The 22706-nt window shown below is 68.6% G+C and carries 22 protein-coding genes; 18 read left to right on the top strand and 4 right to left on the bottom strand.

Translation table 11 applies throughout. From position 1 onward, the window contains the following. Positions 1-385: 385 nt before the first annotated feature. The gene (locus MMF96_RS00560) at positions 386-697 is read right to left on the bottom strand and encodes a helix-turn-helix transcriptional regulator (RefSeq protein WP_113716468.1); all 312 of its coding nucleotides are present in this window, start codon (positions 695-697) and stop codon (positions 386-388) included. 53 nt (positions 698-750) lie between these two features. Between MMF96_RS00560 and MMF96_RS00565 the strand changes: the two genes are divergently transcribed. The 3 genes from MMF96_RS00565 to MMF96_RS00575 all read left to right on the top strand — a co-directional run bounded on the left by MMF96_RS00565 (position 751) and on the right by MMF96_RS00575 (position 5140). Beyond that, positions 751-1686: a cation diffusion facilitator family transporter gene (locus MMF96_RS00565; protein WP_176616303.1), complete on the top strand. Its 936-nt coding sequence runs from the start codon at positions 751-753 to the stop codon at positions 1684-1686. Positions 1687-1777: 91 nt separating this feature from the next. After that, positions 1778-3364: an FMN-binding glutamate synthase family protein gene (locus tag MMF96_RS00570; protein ID WP_176616304.1), complete on the top strand. Its 1587-nt coding sequence runs from the start codon at positions 1778-1780 to the stop codon at positions 3362-3364. A 54-nt stretch (positions 3365-3418) separates the two neighbouring features. Further along, positions 3419-5140, top strand: coding sequence for a thiamine pyrophosphate-dependent enzyme (locus MMF96_RS00575; RefSeq protein WP_176616305.1), 1722 nt, complete (start codon positions 3419-3421; stop codon positions 5138-5140). A gap of 54 nt (positions 5141-5194) precedes the next feature. On the opposite strand, the gene pgm is transcribed toward MMF96_RS00575, so the two are convergent. Then, a complete protein-coding gene (gene pgm / locus MMF96_RS00580) occupies positions 5195-6838 on the bottom strand; it encodes a phosphoglucomutase (alpha-D-glucose-1,6-bisphosphate-dependent) (protein WP_176616306.1) in 1644 nt (547 codons plus the stop codon). Positions 6839-7062: 224 nt separating this feature from the next. Here pgm and MMF96_RS00585 point away from each other — a divergent pair, with 224 nt between their 5' ends. The 4 genes from MMF96_RS00585 (at position 7063) to MMF96_RS00600 (ending at position 9288) form a co-directional block, all read left to right on the top strand. Further along, positions 7063-7563, top strand: coding sequence for a DUF4190 domain-containing protein (locus tag MMF96_RS00585; protein WP_176616307.1), 501 nt, complete (start codon positions 7063-7065; stop codon positions 7561-7563). An 84-nt stretch (positions 7564-7647) separates the two neighbouring features. Continuing rightward, positions 7648-7974: a rhodanese-like domain-containing protein gene (locus MMF96_RS00590; protein WP_256882220.1), complete on the top strand. Its 327-nt coding sequence runs from the start codon at positions 7648-7650 to the stop codon at positions 7972-7974. A gap of 48 nt (positions 7975-8022) precedes the next feature. Next, positions 8023-8955: a prephenate dehydratase gene (pheA, locus tag MMF96_RS00595; protein WP_176616340.1), complete on the top strand. Its 933-nt coding sequence runs from the start codon at positions 8023-8025 to the stop codon at positions 8953-8955. Positions 8956-9054: 99 nt separating this feature from the next. Continuing rightward, positions 9055-9288: a hypothetical protein gene (locus MMF96_RS00600; RefSeq protein WP_176616309.1), complete on the top strand. Its 234-nt coding sequence runs from the start codon at positions 9055-9057 to the stop codon at positions 9286-9288. 49 nt (positions 9289-9337) lie between these two features. On the opposite strand, the gene MMF96_RS00605 is transcribed toward MMF96_RS00600, so the two are convergent. Then, positions 9338-10405, bottom strand: coding sequence for a diacylglycerol kinase family protein (locus MMF96_RS00605; RefSeq protein ID WP_176616310.1), 1068 nt, complete (start codon positions 10403-10405; stop codon positions 9338-9340). 51 nt (positions 10406-10456) lie between these two features. Between MMF96_RS00605 and serS the strand changes: the two genes are divergently transcribed. Then, positions 10457-11734, top strand: a complete 1278-nt coding sequence (serS, locus tag MMF96_RS00610) for a serine--tRNA ligase (protein ID WP_176616311.1) — start codon at positions 10457-10459, stop codon at positions 11732-11734. Positions 11735-11808: 74 nt separating this feature from the next. Continuing rightward, the gene (locus tag MMF96_RS00615; RefSeq protein WP_176616312.1) at positions 11809-12678 is read left to right on the top strand and encodes an HAD family hydrolase; all 870 of its coding nucleotides are present in this window, start codon (positions 11809-11811) and stop codon (positions 12676-12678) included. A gap of 22 nt (positions 12679-12700) precedes the next feature. Here the strand turns inward: MMF96_RS00615 and MMF96_RS00620 are convergent, their stop codons facing one another. Then, complete coding sequence (locus MMF96_RS00620; RefSeq protein WP_176616313.1) at positions 12701-13189, bottom strand: inorganic diphosphatase; 489 nt, start codon at positions 13187-13189, stop codon at positions 12701-12703. A 202-nt stretch (positions 13190-13391) separates the two neighbouring features. Here MMF96_RS00620 and dacB point away from each other — a divergent pair, with 202 nt between their 5' ends. The 9 genes from dacB to folK all read left to right on the top strand — a co-directional run bounded on the left by dacB (position 13392) and on the right by folK (position 22640). Further along, positions 13392-14792 (top strand): D-alanyl-D-alanine carboxypeptidase/D-alanyl-D-alanine-endopeptidase, encoded by a 1401-nt coding sequence (gene dacB, locus MMF96_RS00625; protein WP_256882221.1) that lies wholly within the window; start codon positions 13392-13394, stop codon positions 14790-14792. Between the two features lie 37 nt (positions 14793-14829). Beyond that, positions 14830-16050 (top strand): zinc-dependent metalloprotease, encoded by a 1221-nt coding sequence (locus MMF96_RS00630; protein WP_256882222.1) that lies wholly within the window; start codon positions 14830-14832, stop codon positions 16048-16050. Further along, on the top strand, positions 16051-17136 hold the full coding sequence (gene tilS / locus MMF96_RS00635) for a tRNA lysidine(34) synthetase TilS (protein WP_375141389.1): 1086 nt from the start codon (positions 16051-16053) through the stop codon (positions 17134-17136). Positions 17137-17210: 74 nt separating this feature from the next. Further along, positions 17211-17762 carry a hypoxanthine phosphoribosyltransferase gene (hpt, locus tag MMF96_RS00640; RefSeq protein ID WP_113716478.1) on the top strand — a complete coding sequence of 184 codons (552 nt, stop codon included), beginning with the start codon at positions 17211-17213 and terminating at the stop codon, positions 17760-17762. A 199-nt stretch (positions 17763-17961) separates the two neighbouring features. Next, positions 17962-20037 carry an ATP-dependent zinc metalloprotease FtsH gene (gene ftsH / locus MMF96_RS00645; protein ID WP_176616316.1) on the top strand — a complete coding sequence of 692 codons (2076 nt, stop codon included), beginning with the start codon at positions 17962-17964 and terminating at the stop codon, positions 20035-20037. A 110-nt stretch (positions 20038-20147) separates the two neighbouring features. Beyond that, complete coding sequence (gene folE / locus MMF96_RS00650; RefSeq protein ID WP_176616342.1) at positions 20148-20708, top strand: GTP cyclohydrolase I FolE; 561 nt, start codon at positions 20148-20150, stop codon at positions 20706-20708. Positions 20709-20713: 5 nt separating this feature from the next. Then, complete coding sequence (gene folP / locus MMF96_RS00655; RefSeq protein ID WP_256882223.1) at positions 20714-21745, top strand: dihydropteroate synthase; 1032 nt, start codon at positions 20714-20716, stop codon at positions 21743-21745. Further along, on the top strand, positions 21742-22113 hold the full coding sequence (folB, locus tag MMF96_RS00660) for a dihydroneopterin aldolase (protein ID WP_176616318.1): 372 nt from the start codon (positions 21742-21744) through the stop codon (positions 22111-22113). Before folP ends, folB begins: the two co-directional genes overlap by 4 nt. Further along, positions 22110-22640, top strand: a complete 531-nt coding sequence (gene folK / locus MMF96_RS00665) for a 2-amino-4-hydroxy-6-hydroxymethyldihydropteridine diphosphokinase (RefSeq protein WP_176616319.1) — start codon at positions 22110-22112, stop codon at positions 22638-22640. The genes folB and folK overlap by 4 nt, the downstream gene beginning before the upstream one ends. Positions 22641-22706 lie beyond the last annotated feature (66 nt).

The following is a 22706-nucleotide window of genomic DNA, read 5'->3' on the forward strand; positions in this document are numbered from 1 at the left end:
TTGACAGGGCCGCCGATGCGGATCCTGGCCTCGCGGCGGGTGGGCCCATCGACGATGCCCTTTGCATTGCGCAACGACCGGGCCAGGCGGTCGGGCTTGGTGACGGCCAGGGCATCCCCGCACCGGTGAGGCCATGGCCGGTGAAAGTCACCTCCGGTGGCACCCCGGGGGCGGTCAGGGCCTTCTTTTGAGTTGTGAGGTCTTGGTCACGGGTGGATGCTCGGGCGTATCCACTGGGAGAGTCCGGTCATGGTTTTGAGTGTCGTGTTTAGCCTCCCCTTGCGGGGACTGGTTGCATCCGGGGCAACGACGTCCCGTGCGGCTTGATCCTCTGAGCGTGCATGCCCGTACCGATCTACCACGGGCCCGGAAGCGGGCGCCGCAACTACGGGTGGGGCAGGTGGCCCTCGCTGGCTTGGAGCACGACGCCGAGCAGGTCGTTGAGTGCATGGGCGAGCGCCGGGTGGGCCAGTTCGTAGCGGGACCGGCGCCCCTCCTGGACGGCCACGGCCAGGCCGCAGTCGCGCAGGCAGGAGAGGTGGTTGGACATGCTTTGGCGCGAGACCTCCAGCTTGTCCGCGAGGGCCGCCGGATAGTTCGGTGCGTGGGCCAGCTCCATGAGGATCTGCGCCCTGGTGGGGTCGGAAATGGCATAGCCAAACCTGGCCAGCACGGCAGCGTTGCTAATGGGCTTCATTCTCATTATGGTACACCCTTTGATGGATTCATTGGAAGATGTACTATGGTGGCATGTCAGGACACAGCCATTCGCATGGACACAGCCACGGCGGGGCCCCCGGGGAAACCCACCAGGGCCGCATCGCCGTTGCGCTGGGCGTGACCTTGGCCGTCTTTGCCTTGCAGCTCATCGGTGCGCTGCTGACGGGTTCGCTGGCCCTGCTGTTCGACTCCGCCCACGTGCTGACCGACGCCGGCGGGCTGGCCATGGCGCTGCTGGCTGCCCGCCTGATGGCCAGGCCGTCCACGAACCGGCGCACCTGGGGCTTTGCCCGTGCCGAAGTGCTGGCCGCAACGGCACAGGCCGCGGTGTTGCTCGCCGTCGGCCTGGTGGTGCTGGTGGAAGGGGTGCAGCGGCTGTTCCATCCGGCGGACATCGCCTCCCGGGAAATGCTGGTTTTCGGTGCGATCGGCCTGGTGGGAAACCTGATTTCGCTGTTTGTGCTGCTGGGCGGGCGCAGCCGGAACTTCAACATGCGGGCGGCGTTCCTGGAGGTGCTCAACGACGCACTGGGTTCGGTGGCGGTCATCGTGGCGGCGGCTGTCATCGCGGCCACCGGCTGGATGCAGGCCGACGCCGTCGTGGCCATGCTCATCGGCGTGCTGATCCTGCCGCGCGCCGTGAAGCTGCTGCTGGAAACCATCGGCGTCCTGCTCGAGTCCACCCCCGCCGGGCTGGACCTGGCCAAGGTGCGCGAACACATCCTGGAACTGGACCATGTCCGTGAGGTCCACGACCTGCATGCCAGCCAGATCGCCACGGGCCTGCCGGTGCTCTCCGCCCACGTGGTGGTGGATCCCGAATGCTTCCACGACGGGCACGCCGCCGCCATGCTCGATTCCCTCCAGCACTGCGTCGCCGGCCACTTTGACGTCAGCGTGGAGCACTCCACGTTCCAGCTGGAGCCCCTGGGACACGCCGAACACGAGCCCGGCACGCACCACTGACGCAGGGAAGGTGTTGCCGGGTGGGCCCACGGTGCAGGGGTCCCCGGCCGACGTACGAGGCGGGGGAGCAACCGGGGAGTAGCATGGCCCCATGTTGCGGATCACAATGTTGTGTGCACTGGCTTTCCTCACGCTTGCCGCCGTGGCGCTGGCCTGGTTCACGGGAGCGGGGTGGTGGGTGGCGGTGGCCGTCCTGCTGTTCCTGCTGCTGGTGGCAATCCACGACGTGGTGCAGAAGCGGCATTCGGTGTTGCGCAACTACCCCGTCCTGGGACACATGCGCTTCATGCTCGAATACATCCGGCCCGAGATGCAGCAGTACTTCATCGAGCGCAACTTTGACGGCCGACCTTATGACAGGGACACCCGCTCCCTGATCTATGAGCGGGCCAAGGGCACCAACCAGGAGAAGGCGTTCGGCACGGAACGGGACGTCAACGCCGTCGGCTATGAATATCTGGTGCACAGCACGGCGCCGCTGGAGCCTCCGGAGCACCAGCCCCGGGTCCGGATCGGCGGGCCCGACTGCACGCAGCCCTACGACATGGCGCTGCTGAACGTTTCCGCCATGAGCTTTGGCGCGCTGTCCGCCAACGCGCTGCTGGCCTTGAACAAGGGCGCCGCGATGGGCGGCTTCGCCCACGACACCGGGGAAGGCGGCCTCACCGACTACCACCTGCGCCACGGCGGGCACCTGGTGTGGGAAATCGGCAGCGGCTACTTTGGGGCACGGACCAGGCAGGGCGACTTCGATCCGGACATGTATGCGGACAAGGCGGCCCACCCGTCCGTGCGGTGCCTGAGCCTGAAGCTGAGCCAGGGCGCGAAGCCCGGCATCGGCGGGGTGCTTCCGGCCGGGAAGGTCACCGCCGAAATTGCGCAGGCCCGCGGCGTCCCCCAAGGCGAAAAATGTGTCAGCCCCGCCTCCCACAAGGTGTTCTCCACGCCGCGGGAGCTGGTCCTGTTCATGGCCAGGATGCGCACCCTGGGCCAGGGAAAGCCGGTGGGATTCAAGCTGTGCGTCGGGGCCCGCAGTGAGTTCCTGGGCATCTGCAAGGCCATGGCCGCAGAAGGTATCACACCGGACTTCATCATCGTGGACGGCTCCGAAGGCGGCACGGGGGCTGCACCCCTGGAATATGAAGACCACGTGGGCACGCCCCTGACCGAGGGGCTCATGCTGGTCCACAATGCGCTGGTGGGCACCGGGCTGCGGGACCGCATCCGCATCGGTGCCTCCGGCAAGGTCGCCACGGGCACCGACATCATCAAGCGCGTCATCCAGGGTGCGGACTACACGAACGCCGCCCGGGCCATGATGATGGCGACCGGCTGCATCCAGTCCCAGCGGTGCCACACCAACCAGTGCCCGGTCGGTGTCGCCACCCAGGACCCGCGCCGGGCATCAGCCCTGGACGTCGAGGATAAAAGCCACCGGGTCCAGCGCTACCAGCACGCCACCGTCAGCGAGGCGCTGCGCATGGCCGCCTCGATGGGCGTGCACAACTTCTCGGAGCTGTCGCCGGCCATGCTCCGGCGCCGGATAGGCCACATGAACACCCAGTCATATGCGGAACTGTACAACTGGCTGGAGCCGGGCGAGCTCCTGCACGAGCCGCCGCAGGACTGGGCGCAGGACTGGGCCGCTGCCAGCGCCGACTCGTTCCCACGCAGCTAGAAATCCACCGGCCGCTCCACCGCCGTGCGGCCACGTCCAACCAGGGAGAAGACAATGGGCACTCTTGCCGGCATGATCGTCACTGCGCTCGCGGACCTGGGCGTCCGGCAGGTCTGGGGCGTGGTGGGGGATGCGCTGAACCCGCTTACGGACGCCATCCGGACGGAAGAGCGGCTGGAATGGATAGGGGTCCGGCACGAGGAGGCGGCCGCCTTTGCCGCCGGTGCCCAGTCCCAGCTCTCCGGCGTGCTCGGCGTCTGCATGGGCACGGTGGGGCCCGGATCCATCCACCTCCTGAACGGCCTGTACGACGCAAAGAAGTCGCGCACGCCCGTGCTGGCCATCTGCGGCCAGGTGCCCAGCGCGGAAATCGGCAGCGGCTTCTTCCAGGAAGTCAACAACGATCAGCTCTTTGCCGACGTCGCAGTGTTTTGCAAGACGGTGACCAGTCCCGGGCAGCTGCCCTACCTGCTCGAACAGGCGGTCAACGCCGCCCGCACCCTGTCCGGCGTCGCGGTGCTGAGCATCCCCGGGGACATCGGCTCCCAGCCGGCGGACTCCGACGTGCGGCCGCACTTTGTGGATGTCCGGCGGCGGCAGTCCCCGGAGCCGGATGCCGTCGCCGTCGCCGCGCAGGCACTCAACGGCGCCGGGGCGGTCACCATGCTGGTGGGCATGGGCGCCAGGGAGGCGCGGACCCAGGTGCTGGCCGCCGCCAGGGCCCTCCAGGCACCCATGGTGCTGACCCTCAAGGCCAAGGAGGGCCTGGAGAAGGACAATGACTTCCAGGTGGGCCAGAGCGGGCTGATCGGCAACCCGGCCGCCCTGCATGCCCTGGACTCCTGCGACGTGCTGCTGATGGTGGGCACGGACTTCCCATACCGGGAGTGGCTGCCCGAAGGCAAGGTGGTGGTCCAGCTTGACGTGCGCGGGGAGAACATCGGAGCACGCATCAACGTGGACCACGGGGTGGTGGGCGACGCCGCCCTGGCGCTGGACCTCCTGCTTCCCTTGCTGCGCGACGGCCGGGACGGGGGCCACCTGGCCGGCGCCCGCAGGAAGTACGTCGATTGGACGGCGGAACAGGCGCGGCTTGCGGCGCCGGGCTACGAAGCGACGCTGACGGGAAGGCTCCGCGCCGCGGTGGACAACCCGCAGGAGCGGATCCGGCCCGAAGCTGTGGCCGCCGCCGTCAACGCCCATGCGGACCAGGACGCCATTTTCACCTCCGACACCGGCATGTCCACGGTCTGGCTCTCCCGCTTCGTCGCCATGGACGGGGACCGGCGGCTGCTGGGCTCCTACAACCTCGGCTCCATGGCCAACGCCATGCCCCAGGCGCTGGGCGCAGCCGCGCTGGACAAGTCCCGGCAGGTCGTGGCCTTTTGCGGGGACGGCGGGCTGACCATGCTGCTCGGGGACCTGCTCACGGCAGTGGCCTACGACCTCCCCGTGAAGCTCGTGGTGTTCAACAACGGCCGGCTGGGCATGGTGAAGCTGGAGCAGGAGGAGGTGGGGCTGCCCGAGTTCGGGACCGTTCTGCACAACCCCGACCTGGCCGCGGTGGCCGGTTCCTGCGGCCTGCACGCGGTCCGGGTCGAGGCGGCGGAGGAACTGGACGCCGCCATCAGCGCGGCCCTGGCCCACCCCGGCCCGGTGCTGCTGGACATCCTTACCAACCCGGACGAGGTCTCACTGCCGCCGAAGACGACGCTGCGCCAGGCATTCGGTTTTGCCGCCGCCAAAATCAAGGAGACGCTCGGCCCGGCGGATTAGGGGCAGTGCCGGGCGAGGGTGCCCCGGCGAAATTACCCGGCGAGGGTGCCCCTGTCAGGCGATGACGCCGTCCACGAGCGCCTTTGCCTCGGCCTGGACCTGCGCCAGGTGCTCCGGGCCCTTGAAGGACTCGGCATAGATCTTGTACACGTCCTCGGTGCCGGAGGGGCGGGCGGCAAACCAGGCGCTGTCCGTGGTCACCTTCAGCCCGCCGATGGCCGCCCCGTTGCCGGGGGCCTCGGTCAGCTTGGCCGTGATGTCCTCGCCGGCCAGGGTGGTGGCCGTGACGTCGGTGGCGGACAGCCTGCCCAGCGCTGCCTTTTGCTCCCGGGTGGCGGCCGCGTCGATGCGCGCGTACGACGGCGCCCCGAAGCGGGCGGTCAGCTCACCATAGTGCGCCGAGGGGGACTTGCCCGTGACGGCGGTGATTTCCGAGGCGAGCAGGGCCAGCAGGATGCCGTCCTTGTCCGTGGTCCAGACCGAGCCGTCCTTCTTCACGAAGGAGGCGCCGGCGGATTCCTCCCCGCCAAACACGCCCTCGCCGGAGAGCAGGCCGGGCACAAACCACTTGAAGCCCACGGGCACCTCCACGAGCCGGCGGCCCAGGTCGGCGGCCACCCGGTCAATAATGGAGGAGGACACCAGGGTCTTGCCCACGCCCGCGGTGGCGGGCCACTGGGGGCGGTGCGTGTACAGGTACTGGATGGCCACGGCCAGGTAGTGGTTGGGGTTCATCAGGCCCGCATCCGGGGTCACGATGCCGTGCCGGTCGGCGTCGGCGTCGTTCCCGGTGGCGACGTCGTACGGCGCGCCGGACTCGAGCTTGTTGATGAGGGACGCCATGGCCGACGGCGAGGAGCAGTCCATGCGGATCTTCTCATCCCAGTCCAGCGTCATGAACGCCCACTGCGGGTCCACGGTCGGGTTGACCACGGTCAGGTCCAGGTGGTGGCGCTCGCCGATCTCGCCCCAGTAGTCCACCGACGCCCCGCCCATGGGATCGGCGCCGATGCGCACGCCGGCGGTGCGGATGGCGTCCAGGTCCAGGACGGAGGGAAGGTCATCGACGTAGCCGGAGAGGAAGTCGAACTTGCCCGTCGTGGACACGTTCAAGGCATCGGCCAGCGGCACGCGCCGGACGCCGCGCAGCCCGGCCTCCAGCAGCTCGTTGGCGCGGTTGGCGATCCAGCCCGTCGCGTCGGAGTCCGCCGGCCCGCCGTGCGGGGGGTTGTATTTGAAGCCGCCGTCGCCGGGCGGGTTGTGGGACGGGGTCACCACGATGCCGTCCGCGACGGCGTCGGTCCGGCCCGCGTTGTAGCTCAGGATCGCATGCGAGACGGCCGGGGTGGGGGTGAAGGCGTGGCGGGCGTCGATGAGCACCTGCACGCCGTTGCCCGCGAGCACCTCCAGCGCCGTGTTTTGTGCCGGCTCGCTGAGCGCGTGGGTGTCCTTGCCCATGAACAGCGGGCCGGTGATGCCCTGCCCCGCACGGTATTCCACAATGGCCTGGGTGATGGCGGCGATGTGGCCCTCGTTGAAGGAAGCCTTCAGCGACGAGCCGCGGTGCCCGGAGGTGCCGAACGCCACGCGCTGCCCTGGATCGCCCAGGTCGGGGGAAATGTCATAGTAGGCGTCCAACAACGACGTGAGGTCAACAAGGTCCTGGGGGAGGGCAAGTGTGCCCGCGCGGCTAGCCATGGTCCCAGCATGCCAGAGGAGGCAGTCCCGGCGCATCCATTCGTCACACTATGGACGCCGGAGCATCTCCAGCGGCTGCCGCGGCGGGTGCGCAGGGCGGCCCCGGCGGCGCGGCCGGCATGCCCCACAGGGGCCGCGCACGTGCCTGCACTACGATGGAGGGCAGGAATCGATGAGTTTACCTGCCTCCCTCCCGGAGGCCCGGAACACAGCAGGAGCCAGCCTTGTCCAACCAGCCGGAACAGCCGCAGCCGTATTCCGGAACGCCTCCGGCCTACGGGCCGCCCGACTACGTTGCGCAGCCCGGCCGGCAACCCTACGGCCAGCAGGGCTACGGCCAGAACCCCTACGGCGCACCGGCCCAGGTGCAGTTCTCCCAGCCCCAGTACGGTCCGCCTGCCCATTACCAGGGCGCGCCCGGCTACGTGGATGCCGGCAGCGGCCCCCGCGGGCTGAGCCTGTCCAGCATGATCATCGGCCTGGCGTCCCTGTTCATTGCGGGCTGGCTCATCATTCCCCAAATTGTCGGGATCGTCCTGGGCCACATCGCACTGTCCCGGGAAAGCCCGCAGGGCCGCCCCTTCTCCATCACGGGCCTGGTCACCAACTACCTGGCCCTGCTGATCTATCTGGGGATCTACGCGTTCCTGATATACGTGGTGGCCACGTTTGACGGCGCCTCCACCACCGGGGACACCTGGTCCTCCGCGGCCTCAAGGATTTAAGCGCCGCGGACGGCGCCGGGCGTTGGACGGCACAGAGCGTTAAGCTTAATCGCAGTGCACCCGCCAATATTCAGGAGTAAAGCCATGTCAGACATCATGAACGTCACTGTGGAGGAGCTTCCGGGGGACGCCGTGATCTTGGATGTCCGCGAAGACTACGAGTGGGAGGCCGGGCACATTGACGGTGCCGTCCACATCCCCCTGGAACAGCTTCCGGAGCGCCTGGACAGCCTGGACCCCGATGTGGACGTCAACGTCATCTGCCGCACCGGCGGGCGTTCCTTCCGTGCCACCACCTGGCTGACGGAGAACGGCTACAGCGCGTTCAACGTGGTGGGCGGCATGGGTGCCTGGTTTGAGGCCGGCAAGCCCATGACCAGCGAAAACGGCGAAACACCCCGCGTCCTCTAACCACCCGCCGACCGGCACAGCAGAAAGACGTCGACTTCGATGAACACCATGACCGGCAGCTCACCCCTGCCCTACACCTTCCTGGGGCCCGGCGGCACGTTTACCGAGTCTGCGCTCCTGCAGGTGCCAGGCGCCGCGGAAGCCGAAAGGGTCCCGGCCACCAACGCCGCCGACGCCCTTGCCAAGGTCCGCACGGGCGTGGCCCGAGCGGCCATGCTGCCCATTGAAAACTCGATCGAAGGCGGCGTGCCGGCCACGCTGGATGCCATTTCCAACGGCGTGGAGCTGCGGATCCTGCACGAGGTGGTGGTGCCCGTCAGCTTTGTCCTCGTGGCCCCGTCGGGGGTCTCCCTGCAGGACATCACGCACGTGGGGACCCACCCGCATGCCTGGGCACAGACCCGGAACTGGTTCCAGGACCACCTGCCCGACGCCGTCCACGTCCCGGCCAACTCGACGGCCGCGGCCGCCCATGAACTCCTCGGCAGCGGCGCCGCCTTCCAGGCGGCCGTCTGCGCGCCGCTCGTGGCCGAACAGACCGGCCTGGCCATCCTGGCGGCCGGCATTGAGGACAACATCGGCGCCGTCACCCGCTTTGTCCTGGTGGGCCCGCCCGGGGAACTGCCCGAACCCACCGGCGCGGACAAGACCACGGTGGCCATCCCGCTCCCCGAGGACCGGCCGGGTGCGCTGATGGAAATCCTGGAGCAGTTCGCCAGCCGCGGCGTGAACCTCAGCAGGATTGAGTCGCGCCCCACCGGCCAGTTCCTGGGCCACTACATTTTCAGTGTGGACGTGGACGGCCACATCCGCGACGCCCGCGTGGCCGACGCCCTGCGCGGCCTGCACCGGGTCAGCCCTGAGCTGCGGTTTTTGGGGTCGTACCCGCGGGCGGACCGGCAGCCGCCGTTCATCCGGCCGTACAACGCCGACACCGCCTTTGCCGACGCGGCAGCCTGGGTGGAGGCGCTGCTGGGCTGATCCGGTGCGGCTTCTTCCCGCCGGCGTCCCGCAAGCCTATGCTGTGGGTATCCGCCAAGCATGCGGAGCAGGCGAGGCAACAGAAAGGGGCCGGGAGCCATGGACACCCACGGGATCAAGGACAGCAGCCAGGACGGCACCATCGTCAACCCTGGCAGGGATGAAGGCCGCGACACGTCAGTGGGCGACGAGGGCGACAACGCCAACGAGTTGCGCTTTGACGAGGAGCAGCGCCTGATCATGGAACAGTCGCACCGCCCCGAAGAAGAAGCACGCCTGGTCCGGGAGCAGTCGCTGCGCCAGGAAGAGGCGGACCGCCTCATCGAGGACTAGCCGCCGCGCAGGCAGTTCAACGCCCTCCGGAAGCCACGCCCTCCGGAAGCTAGGCGGGGTTGTCGGGGGCGGCCACGCGCACCAGCACCGCCTTGTGCTCGACGCCGACCCTGACCACCGTGGCCGTTCCGCACGGGTCGCCGTCCACCTGCGTCTCCACCGGCATCACGGTGCGGATCACCAGCTTCCTGGACCGGTAAAAGTCAATGACCGGCAGCCGGTTCTTGTGCTGGAACACGATCTTGCCGACCATCGCCACCCAGCCGATCGCGCTGCGCGGGCTGATGACCACCACGTCCAGCACGCCGTCGTCAATGAGTGCAGCCGGCACAAAGTCGATGCCGCCGGGCAGCAGCCCGCAGTTGGCAAAGAGCACGGAGCGGACCTTGCGCTGCTGCGCCGGCTGGTCGTCCAGGGCGATGCTGACCTTTTTGCGCCGTCCGGCCATGTGGCGCAGCCCGGCCTCGCTGTAGGCCAGCCAGCCCACCGACTCCTTCAGCTTTGAATTCGTGTCATTCATGACCTCGGCGTCCAGGCCCAGCCCGGCGATGACCATGAAGGAATGCTGGGAGACGGAGCCGGTGACATGGTCCTCAATCTCCATCAGGCCGGCGTCGATGTGCCGCTGGTGCCCGAACAGGGCAACCTGGACGTTCGCGGCCACGTCGTTGACATCCAGGTCAAGGTTGCGGGCCAGCAGGTTTCCGGTGCCCAGCGGGATCACGGCCAGGGGGACTTCGGTGTGCCGCAGTTCCTGGCCCACGGCGCGCACGGTGCCGTCCCCGCCGCCCACAATGACGACGTCGGACTTGGCCGCCAGCGCCTGCCGCGCCATGGCGTGGCCCGGGTCCGCGGCGGTGGTCTCCAGGAACAGCGGCTCCGGCCAGCCGGCCAAGGTGGTGGAGCGCAGCAGCAGCGTCTTGGCGGCGGCGGCCCCGCCCTTGGTCGGGTTGTAGATGAAGGCCACCCTCTGCGCTGCGGCATGGATTTTGTGCGGGGGCTCGGCCACGGCGCTGCGCGTGTGGTTTTGTGCCAGCTTGCGGACCCCCAGCCAGCTGAAGCCGGCGGCGAGCAGGACGGCGGCCACGATGACGATGATGAGGACTCCAGTTGGCATGATTCTCTAACCTTAGCCGTTTGGTTTGTCTTGATTGGATAGGCTTAGGGCGTGATCGATGTAAGAGACCTCTGCGAAAATCCTGCCAAATACCGCGCCAGCCAAAGTGCCCGCGGAGACGAACCGTCCGTGGTGGATGACATCATTGCCGCCGATGCCGCCCGCAAGTCCGCGATCAGCGCCTATGAGGCCCTCCGGGCGGAGCAAAACCTGTACGGCAAGAAGGTGGCCCAGGCCAAGGGCGAGGAGAAGCAGGCACTGCTGGCCGACGTCAAGGGACTGGCCGTGCGCGTCAAGGCCGCCGCAGCCGCCTCCGACGAGGCTGCCGCCGAGGCGGACCGGCTGGTGCGGGCACTGCCCAACCTCGTCTCCGACGGCGTCCCGGAAGGCGGCGAGGACGACTTCGTCACGGTCAGGAAGGTGGGCACGCCCCGAGAATTCCCCGACTTCGAGCCCCGCGACCACCTGGAGATCGGTGAGCTGATTGGCGCCATCGACATGGAACGCGGCGCCAAGGTCTCCGGCTCGCGGTTCTACTTCCTGAAGGGCGTGGGGGCCCGGCTGGAAATGGCGCTGCTGCAGATGGCCATGGACCAGGCCATCGCCGCCGGCTTCACGCCCATGATCACCCCCACCCTGGTGCTGCCCGAAACCATGGCCGGCACCGGCTTTGACGTCCAGCACGACGCCGAGATCTACCGCCTGGCCGACGACGACCTCTACCTGGTGGGCACCTCCGAGGTGGCCCTGGCCGGCTACCACGGCAACGAGATCATCGACGTCAATGAACCCATCCGCTATGCGGGCTGGTCCTCCTGCTACCGCCGCGAGGCCGGCTCGCACGGCAAGGACACCCGCGGGATCATCCGGGTCCACCAGTTCAACAAGGTGGAAATGTTCGTCTACACCACCCCGGAAAAGGCCGCGGAGGAACACCTGCGCCTGCTGGCCTGGGAAGAGGAAATGCTGGCCAAGGTCGAGCTGCCCTACCGTGTCATTGACACGGCCGCCGGCGACCTCGGCGGCTCCGCGGCCCGCAAGTTCGACTGCGAGGCCTGGGTGCCCACGCAGAACAACTACCGCGAACTGACCTCGACCTCCAACTGCACCACCTACCAGGCCCGCCGGCTGAACATCCGCGAGCGTGTCATGCACGACGACGGCACCAAGGGCGGCACCCGGCCGGTGGCCACGCTCAACGGCACCCTGGCGACGACGCGCTGGATTGTGGCCATCCTGGAGCACCACCAAAACGCGGACGGCTCCGTCACGGTTCCGGCGGCGCTGCGGCCATACCTGGGCGGGATGGAAGTGTTCCCCGTCCTGTAAAGTTCACCCGGCGTTCACGGCACATGTGGGCCCGCTCCTAGGTTCCAGGCAGGGCGGTCTGCTTCACTGGAAGCATGACAATGACAGCAATGACAGCCGTCCCTGGCATCGATGACCAGGAATCCGCAGCTTCGGCCCCTGCAGCAAGCACCCGCCGCCATCTCGTGGCCCTTGACGTTGACGGGACCCTCGTGGACCACGACGGCACCATGACCGCCGCCGTCCGGGACGCCGCCACGGCCGTGGTGGACGCCGGCCACGAAGTGGTGATCGCCACCGGCCGCTCCCTGGGTGCCATGCTCCCCGTGGTGGAACAGATCGGGATGGTCCGCGGCTACGGCGTGTGCTCCAACGGAGGCGTGACCGTCCGCCTGGACCCCGCCCTGGACCGCGGCTACGAGGTGGTCGAACGGGTCACCTTCAGCCCGCGCGCCGCCCTGACCACGCTGCGTGAGAAGATTCCGGGGGCCCGCTTTGCCCTGGAGGACGGCGAGGGCAACTTCCTCTCCACCTCCCGCTTCCAGGACGCCAGCTTCGGCATCGAGGCCCGCGGCGTGGATTTCAACCACCTGCTGGACGCCCGGGCCGTGCGCGTGGTGGTCAACAGCGCGGAAGCCAGCACCGAGGATTTTTCCGCAGCCATCGCCGCCGCCGGGCTGCACGGCGTCGCCTACGCCGTGGGCTGGAGCGCCTGGCTGGACATCGCCGCCTACGGCGTCACCAAGGCCACCGCGCTGGAAAAGCTGCGGGCCGGGATGGGCATCGACCCGGGCCTGACCGTGGCGGTGGGTGACGGTTCCAACGACATTGACATGCTCCGCTGGGCCGGCCGCGGCGTGGCCATGGGCCAGGCCGCGGCGGACGTGCTGGCCGCAGCCAACGAGGTCACCGACTCCGTGTACGACGACGGCGCAGCCGCCGTCCTGCGCAGCCTGCTCGCCTAGCGGGGCGCCGCCGTCGAACGTTTTAGTGCCCTTCGGACCCGAAGCGCTTGATGGAGGCTTCCAGCTCCGCCTCGGCGGCGGCGCGGTCGGCCCAGCCGTCGGCCTTGACCCACTTGCCGGGCTCCAGGTCCTTATAGGTGGTGAAGAAGTGCTCGATCTCCTTGATCAGGAACGGGTCCAGGTCGCTGGCTTCCTGGATGTGGTCGAAGCGCTTGTCGGCCGGCACGCACACGAGCTTGGCGTCCCCGCCGGACTCGTCCTCCATGTTGAAGATGGCGATGGGGCGCGCGTCCAGCACGATGCCGGGGAACAGGTCCACGTCGGGGTACCAGACCAGGGCGTCCAGCGGGTCGCCGTCCTCGCCGAGCGTGTTGTCGAAGAAGCCGTAGTGGGTGGGGTACTGCATGGAGGTGAACAGCACGCGGTCCAGGCGGACGCGGCCGGTTTCGTGGTCAACCTCGTACTTCACGCGTGATCCGCGGGGGATCTCAATGGTGACGTCGTGCTTCATGGGGTGCTCCTCATCATGTGGTCGGCAGTGCCGTGGTGGCGCGGCCGATCGCGTAAACTTGCCTCTGTATGAGGATATAGGCGGATTTTGCTTCACTGAAACCCTGCCGATCCCCGCCCGCGTCATCCGGCCGGGACTTCACCTGCCCGGCGGCACCGTTGAGCCATTGCCGGGCCCGCTGCCGCGAAGGAACACCTGAGACATGGGACGCACGTCCAAAGCCCTGACGAGCGCATTGCTCATCCTGGCCCTGGCCGCAGTCACCGTGCCTGCCGGCGTGAACCTGGCCCCCGCCCTGCTGCCGGGGAAGACGGCCGCCGCGCCCGCGCCGGCCGCACAGCTGGCCCCCACCTCGCTGTCCACGCTTCCCGGCGTGGCCCCGCTCCCTGCCACTGCGCCCCTGCCGGACCCGGCGAAGCTGGGGAAGGCCATGGATGCGGCATTGGCCCTGGGCAACGCCGGCCAGTTCAGCGCGTATGTCACGGATGCCGCGAGCGGCACGGTGCTGTACTCAAAGGACGGCGACAGTGCCCGCACCCCGGCCTCCAACCTGAAACTGCTCACGGCCACGGCCGCGTTGACCGTGCTGGGAGCCGGCACGCGGCTGCAAACCTCCGTGGTGGCCGGCGACGAGCCAAATGTGATCATCCTCCGGGCCGGCGGGGACTCCATGCTGTCCGAGGGCAGGAGCGATCCCACCGCCGTCATGGGCCACGCCGGCCTGGCAACCCTGGCCGCCAAGACTGCCGCCGCACTGGCCGCCGGCGGGGTCAAGGGCCCCGTGACACTGCGCATCGACGACCACCTTTTCACCGGCCCCGCGCTGAACCCGGCCTGGGACCCCGGCGACGTGAACGCCGGTGAGATCGCCCCGGTCTACCCGATGGCCCTTTATGCCGGCCGGACGTCAGCGGGGGCGGACGGGCCGCGGCCGCAGGACTCCGCCCTGGCCGTGGCCGTCGCCTTTTCCGCCGCCCTGAAGGATGCCGGCGTCGAGGTGGCCGGAGCCATCACCAGGACGCCCGCCGCCACCACATCCCCGGCCGTGCTTGCCTCCGTCAGCTCAGCCACGGTGGCCCGGCAGGTGCAGTACCTGCTGACCGAATCGGACAACTACATGGCCGAGGTCATGGGCCGGCTGGTGGCCGTGAAGGAAGGCCGGGCGGCGGACAACACCGGATCCGTCGCCGCCGTCCGCAGCGTCCTCGCCCGGCTGGGCCTGCCGCTGCCCGGCGTCGTCACGGTGGACAACTGCGGCCTGGCCGGGGCCGACCTGATCAGCGCCCACCAGCTGGTGCAGGTGGTCTCCCACCTCCTGGCCCATGCCGGCTCGGATGCGGGGCAGGCGCTGGAAGGCCTGCCCGTCGCCGGCCTGACGGGCACCCTGGGCGGCCGCTTCAGCGCAGCCGACACGGTGGCCGCCGCGGGCGTGCTCCATGCCAAGACGGGCACCCTGAACCAGGTCTCAACGCTGTCCGGCTATGTGGTCAACGCACAGGGGCGCCTGCTGGCCTTCTCCCTCATGGGCAACCAGCTCGACGGCGGCCCGGCCTCCGCCATCCCCGCCATCGACGCCGCGGCCGCCGCCCTCGCCGCCAGCTGACCGCCCCGCCACAGGGAAGTGTGATCTCATGGTGGACATGAGCCCGCACAGCAGCGCACAGTCCGCCCCTTCCGCCCCCGAGGGCAGCCCGACCCCCGCGGGCCGGGGGACCCCCTCCGGAAGCAAGCCGTCGTCCCTCGTCAACTGGGAGCTGGCCGCCAGGACGGCGGCAAACCTGGCACCGGCGGGCCCGGCGCTGGGCAGCCGCGAAATTGGCGCGGCCGTGGAAAACCTGCGGCTCATGGCGGAAAGGTCCGTGCCGCACGTGCACGAGATCAGCAAGCTCGAAGCCGCCCGCGACCTCCGGGACTCCGAGGTGCTGGTGGTGGACCGGGCGTCCTGGGCAAAGGCCAACACGCAGAGCTTCGCCGTCATGATGGACCCGATCATGTCCCTGCTCGCGGCCAAGCAGGCGGCGGCAGGCAAGAACACCGCGGCGGCGGGGGCCACCGTGACCGGCGCCCAGCTCGGCGCCGTGCTGGCCTTCCTCTCCAGCAAGGTCCTGGGACAGTACGATCCCTTCGCCGCCCTGGGCGCTTCCGGGACGGCGCCCGGAAATGCCGGGCAGGGGGCCACGGCGGCCGCCAGCGGCGGCCGCCTGCTGCTCGTGGCACCCAACATCATCACCGTGGAGCGCGACCTCAAGGTGGATCCGGACGACTTCCGCCTCTGGGTGTGCCTGCACGAACAAACCCACCGCGTGCAGTTTGCGGCCGCACCCTGGCTGCGCCACCACATGCTCGCGGAAATTGAAAAGCTCGGCGGTCTCCTGGTAGGGGACAGCGACAAGCTCGGCGAGAAGATGCTGCAGGCCGTCAAGTCCCTGGGCAGCAGGTCCCTGGGCGGCAAAAGGGCCGCACCGGACGGGCCCAGCCGCGGCGCCGTCCTGGACCTCCTGCAGGACCCGGCGGAAAAGGCCGCACTCTCCCACGTCACGGCCGTCATGAGCCTCCTGGAAGGCCACGCCAACGTGGTCATGGACGGCGTGGACCAGACCATTGTGCCCACCGTGCGCACCATCCGCCAGCGCTTCAACAACCGCGGCCGCGACCGGGGCATGCTGGAGAAGTTCATCCGGAACCTGATGGGCCTGGATGCCAAGATGCGCCAATACAGCGACGGCGCCAAGTTTGTCCGCGACGTGGTGGCGGTGGCCGGCATGGAAGGCTTCAACACCGTTTGGGCGCAGGCGGAAAACCTGCCCACCGAGACTGAAATCCACAATGCCCGCCTCTGGGTCGAGCGGATGGGCCTGTAGGTGGCGGAGGCAAACATCCGCCCTCGCCGGCGCCTGGACCCCACCGTGGGCAAGGCCCGCACCCTGGTCGGCGGGCTGCTGGGCCTGTCCACCACCGGCAAGCACCATCCCGTGGACAACCCGCCCCTGGTGCTGGTGGGCTGCAGCGGCGGCCCGGACTCGCTGGCCCTGGCCGCCGTCGCCGCGTTCTTCGCCACCCGCGGGGAGGTCCGCGTCGGCGCCGTGGTGGTGGACCACCAGATGCAGCCGGGCAGCGCGGGCGTGGCCGGGCGGACGGCGGAAACCCTGCGCGGCCTGGGCCTTGACCCCGTCCAGGTGCGCACCGTGGACGTGGAGCACGACGGCGGCGGCCCCGAGGCTGCGGCCCGCGCCGCCCGCTTCACCGCCCTGGACGCGGCGGCCCGGGAGCTCGGGGCCGAAACCGTCCTGCTGGGGCACACCCTTGACGACCAGGCCGAATCCGTGCTGCTGGGCCTGGCCCGCGGCTCCGGCACACGCTCCCTGGCCGGCATGCGCGAACGCCGCGGGCTGTACGCCCGGCCGTTCCTGAAACTGCGCCGCGATGAGACCTTGGCCATATGCAACGCGCTGGGGCTGGAGCCCTGGCACGATCCGGCCAACAGCGACCCCGCCTACCTGCGGGTGCGCGTGCGGCACACCGTGCTGCCGTTCCTGGCCGCCGAGCTGGGACCGGGCGTCACCGAGTCGCTGGCCCGCACCGCCGGCATCCTGGGCCACGACGCCGACTTCCTGGACGCGCTCGCCGGGGACGAGTTCGCCCGGATCGCGCAGCTGGCGCCCGCCGGCGCGGACTGGCCCGAGGAGGTCAGCCTGGCCGAAGACGCGCTCCGGGAACTGGCCCCGGCCCTGAGGATGAGGGTGTTGGCGAGGGCCGTCGTCGCACTGGGGGGATATCAGCCCAGCCAGGAACGCCTGGGTGCGGCAGAGGCCCTGCTGGCGCGCCGGGGATCTGCCGGGCCTGTGCAAATGGCCGGGAAGGTCAGCGCCTGGCGCCTTTCCCGCAGCGCCGCCGTTCCCCACGAGGGGCACGGCTATGGGAAGCTAGTCTTTAGACGCAGCAGGTAATTCGTTGAGGCAGTGCACAAGCATTGCCGCTGCACCAAACCAGTTACACATTCCTTCACAAACAGGAGCCGTTGGTGGATTCACAAGACGTCCAAGCCGATCTCAAGCATGTTCTTTACACCAAGGAACAAATCCAAAGCCGCGTTGCCGAACTGGCCGCACTGATCGACGCGGACTACGAGGGCCGCGACGTGCTGCTGGTCGGCGTGCTCAAGGGCGCCGTCATGGTCATGGCCGACCTCTCCCGTGCGTTGCACAGCCACGTGACCATGGACTGGATGGCGGTGTCCTCCTACGGCTCCGGCACGCAGTCCTCCGGCGTGGTGCGCATCCTCAAGGACCTGGAAACGGACCTCATGGGCAAGCACGTGCTGATCGTGGAGGACATCATCGACTCCGGCCTGACCCTGTCCTGGCTCAAGGCCAACCTGATCTCCCGCGGCCCGGCCTCGGTGGAAATCTGCACGCTGCTGCGCAAGCCCGACGCCGCAAAGGTTGAGATCGACGTGAAGTACGTCGGCTATGAGATCCCCAGCGAGTTTGTGGTGGGCTACGGCCTGGACTTTGCCGAGAAGTACCGCAACCTGGACTTCATCGGCACCCTCGCCCCGCACATTTACGAGTAGCCTTTACCGGCGCATGACGACCGGCGGGGCCACCTTGCCGCCGCCGGGGGAATTTGTTATGCCCAGAGGGAACTATTAAGCCTTCCCGTGCGTGTTGACATAGGAACGGTGCAATGCTTGGTAGCGCGGGCAGGTGGCCGTGCACAAAAGTTTTTGCCAATTGCTTGAGCAGGAGGGACGGGGCGCAGCCTCAGAACACATGAAAGTCAAAAAACTCTTCAAGGGTCCCTTCATCTGGATCATTGTGGTGGTTGTGCTCATTGGCGCCGCCCTGGCCACGTTGTCCGGCGGCGGCCAGACCAAGATCGACACCTCCGAGGGCCTGACGCTGCTCAAGAACGACCAGGTGGCCTCCGCGAAGGTCTTTGGGTCCGAAGGCCGCGTGGACCTGGTCCTCAAGAGCGACTACACGACCCCCAACGGCACCAAGGCCGGCAAGGACGTGCAGTTCTGGTACGGCAGCTACCGTGCCCCCACGCTGGTGGCCGCGATTGACAACGCCGGCCTGACGTCCTTTGACGACCAGCCGGCGTCGAACAACTTCTGGTCCAGCATGCTGTCCCTGCTGATCCCGTTTGTGCTCATCGGCCTGATCTTCTGGTTCCTGTTCTCGCGCATGCAGGGCGGCGGCTCCAAGGTCATGCAATTTGGCAAGTCCAAGGCCAAGCTCATCACCAAGGACCACCCGCAGGTCACGTTCACCGACGTGGCCGGCGCCGACGAGGCCGTGGAGGAACTCCACGAAATCAAGGAATTCCTGCAGGACCCAGGCAAGTTTGCCGCCGTGGGTGCCAAGATCCCCAAGGGCGTGCTGCTGTACGGCCCTCCCGGGACCGGCAAGACCCTGCTGGCCCGCGCCGTGGCCGGCGAGGCCGGCGTGCCGTTTTATTCAATCTCCGGTTCGGACTTCGTGGAAATGTTCGTCGGCGTGGGCGCCTCCCGTGTCCGCGACCTCTTCGAGCAGGCCAAGGCCAACTCCCCGGCCATCATCTTTGTTGACGAGATCGACGCCGTCGGCCGCCACCGCGGCGCCGGCATCGGCGGCGGCAACGACGAACGCGAGCAGACGCTCAACCAGCTGCTTGTGGAAATGGACGGCTTTGACGTCAAGACCAACGTCATCCTGATTGCCGCCACCAACCGCCCGGACGTCCTTGACCCGGCCCTGCTGCGTCCCGGCCGCTTCGACCGGCAGATCCCCGTGGAGGCCCCGGACCGCCTGGGCCGCGAACAGATCCTGAAGGTCCACTCCAAGGGCAAGCCCATGGCGCCCGGCGTCGACCTGAACGCCGTGGCCAAAAAGACGCCAGGTTACACCGGCGCCGACCTGGCCAACGTGCTCAACGAGGCCGCGCTGCTTACGGCCCGCTCCAACGCCCAGCTCATTGACGACCGCGCCCTGGACGAGTCCATTGACCGCGTCATGGCCGGGCCGCAGAAGCGCACCCGCGTCATGAAGGAACTTGAGCGCAAGATCACCGCCTACCACGAAGGCGGACACGCCCTGGTGGCGGCGGCCATGCACAACACGGCCCCCGTCACGAAGATCACCATCCTGCCCCGCGGCCGCGCCCTGGGCTACACCATGGTGGTGCCTGAGGATGACAAGTACTCGGTGACCCGCAACGAACTGCTCGACCAGATGGCCTACGCCATGGGCGGGCGCGTCGCGGAGGAAATCGTGTTCCACGACCCCTCCACCGGTGCCTCCAACGACATCGAAAAGGCCACCGGCACCGCCCGTGCCATGGTCACGCAGTACGGCATGAGCGAGCGCATTGGCGCGGTAAAGCTGGGCGCAGGGCAGGGCGAGCCGTTCCTGGGCGCCAGCGCCGGGCACGACCGCGACTACTCCGAGTCCGTGGCCTCCATCGTTGACGACGAAATCCGCAAGCTCATCGACCGGGCCCATGACGACGCCTACGAGGTCCTGATCGCCAACCGCGACGTCCTGGACCGGCTGGCCCTGGAACTGCTGGAGCGCGAGACCCTGAACCAGGCCGAAATCGCCACGATCTTTGCCGACCTCCGCCGCCCGCCGGTGCGCGAGGTGTGGCTGTCCAAGGACTCCCGCCCGGTCTCCGACGTGCCCCCCGTGGTCACCGAGAAGGAGCGCCGCGACGCCCTGGCCGCCGGCGAGCCGGCCCCGGATTCGCTGTCCCCGCAGGAGCAGCTCGCCGGCGCCCATTTGCAGGGCGACGTCGACGCGCCGGGCCGCATGCCGGGCATCGACCTGGGCAAGGGCGACGGCGAACAGCTCCCCGGCCGCCACTGATTGCGGATAAGATCTCACCCGTGACCATTTTCGACGACGAACCCAACTTCGCGGCACCCGGCACCCCGGGGGCCGAACCAGGGACCCCCGGGGACGGACAAGGCGGGCACATGGACCTGCCGCGCATTGCCGCGGCGGTCCGTGAGATCCTGCTGGCCGTGGGGGAGGACCCTGACCGCAGCGGGCTCGAAGACACGCCCCTGCGTGTTGCCAAGGCCTACGCGGAAGTGTTTGCAGGCCTGCACCAGGACCCGGCGGAAGTCCTGGGCACCACCTTCGACATCTCCCATGAGGAGATGGTGCTGGTGAAGGACATCCCCTTCTACTCCACCTGCGAGCACCACCTGGTGCCGTTCCACGGCAGCGCGCACGTCGGGTACATCCCGTCGTCGGACGGCCGGGTGACCGGGCTGAGCAAGCTGGCACGGCTCGTGGACATTTACGCCCGGCGCCCCCAGGTGCAGGAACGCCTCACCAGCCAGATCGCCGATTCGCTGGTGGAACACCTCAAGCCGCGCGGCGCCATCGTCGTCATTGAATGTGAACACATGTGCATGTCCATGCGGGGCGTGCGCAAGCCAGGGGCCAAGACCGTCACCAGCGCGGTCCGCGGCCTGCTCCACGAGCCCGCCACCCGGGCCGAGGCCATGAGCCTGATTCTCGGAAGGTAACACCTATGGATTCCCTCGCAGCCGCCCCCGGCACGGGCCCGGCCACCTCGCCGCTGCCCGTGCTTCGCGCACGCACCTCCGTGGCGACGTTCGACCGCCTGCCCACCGACCGCACCGTGGTGATGGGCATCCTGAACTGCACGCCCGACTCCTTCAGCGACGGCGGTGAATACAACTCCCTTGACACGGCCATTTCCCACGGCCTGCGCATGTTCTATGCCGGCGCGGACATCATCGACGTCGGCGGCGAGTCGACCCGGCCCGGCGCGGAGGACGTGGACGAGGCCGAGGAACAGCGCCGCATCCTGCCCGTGGTCGAGGCCCTGGCCAAGGCCGGTGCCCTGGTCAGCGTCGACACCCGCCACGCCTCCACGGCCGCCGCCGCGATTGACGCCGGCGCCGGCCTGATCAACGACGTCTCCGGCACCAACGTCCACCCGGACATGATTGCGCTGATCGCCGAACGCCAGGTGCCGTATGTGCTCATGCACAGCCGCGGCGACTCACGGCACATGGATTCGCTGACCCGGTACGACGACGTCGTCGGGGACGTGGTGCGTGAGCTCGCCGAGGTGCGCGAACGCTTTTACGCGGCCGGCGTCAAGCCCGAAAAAATCATTGTGGACCCGGGCGTCGGCTTCTCCAAGAACGCCGACCAAAACTGGGAACTGCTGGCCAACCTGGACCGGGTTGTGGCCATGGGCAACCGGGTCCTGGTGGGCACGTCCCGCAAGCGCTTCCTCGGCTCCCTGCTGACCACGGCCGGCAAGGCCGCCGCCCCCAAGGAGCGCGACGACGCGACGTCCGCCACCACGGCGCTTGCCGCAGCCCAGGGCATCTGGGGGGTCCGCGTGCACGACGTCGGCGCCAGCCTTGACGCTGCCAAGGTCGCCGCCCGCATGCTCACCGGCAAGCGGAACCGCGAGGCCCGCCTCGCCGCCCAGGCGGCGGAAGGGGAATCCCCGGAAGGGCAGGCTGCAGCAGGGCAGGCTGCGGCAGGGCAGGCACGGCCCGAGCCGGCGCGGGCCTCCCTGTGAGCCGCCCGGACACCATCACCCTGACGGGCATCACCGCGATTGGCTACCACGGCGTGTTCGGGCACGAGAAGCGCGACGGCCAGCCCTTCGTGGTGGACGCCGTCCTGCACACGGATGTTTCCGCGGCCGCAGCCACTGACAACCTCGCCGAGACGGCCGACTACGGTGCCGTGGCGGAAACCATTGCCGCGATGATCCGCGGGGAGTCCTTCGATTTGATCGAGACCCTGGCCGTGCGCACCGCCGAGGCGATCCTGGCAGGGTTTGCCATTGTCGAGGCCGTGGAGGTCACCGTCCACAAGCCCAAGGCGCCCATCCAGGTGCCCTTTGGCGACGTGGAAATCAACGTGTTTCGGAGCAGGGCATGACGCTCCAGCGCCCCCTGACCAGGGCCATCCTGGCCCTCGGGAGCAACCTGGGCGAGCGGCAGGGCACACTCTCGGCCGCCGTCGGCGAGCTCGTTGACCGCCCCGAGGTGCGCCTTGTCGACGTCTCGCCGGTGGTCTCCACCAAGCCCGTCGGCGGGCCCGGGGGCCAGCCGGATTTTTTGAACATGGTGATTGCCGTCGACACCACCCTTGAACCCCTGGAACTGCTGGCGCACTGCCAGGCCGTGGAGCTTGCCCACCACCGCGAACGGAAGGTGCGCTGGGGTGCGCGGACGCTGGACGTGGACATCATCACCTACGACGACGTGGAAAGCGCGGACCCGGAACTGACCCTGCCGCACCCGCGGGCCGCAGGGCGGGCGTTTGTGCTGTACCCGTGGTCGCTCATGGACCCCGGGGCCACCCTGGCGGGCCGTTCCGTGGCGGAACTGGCCGCCGCGGCCGCCGACATGCCAGGGATTGGGCACGCCGGCCTGGACCCCGTGGACGAGGGACGGCCGGCCTAAAAACCTGCGTTCCCACTCCCTGTCCCGCCGTGTCGAATAAACTGTACGGTTGAGGTAGCACACGTA

The sequence above is a fragment of the Arthrobacter sp. STN4 genome (assembly GCF_024539665.1).
In the GTDB taxonomy this organism is placed as follows: Bacteria; Actinomycetota; Actinomycetes; order Actinomycetales; family Micrococcaceae; genus Specibacter.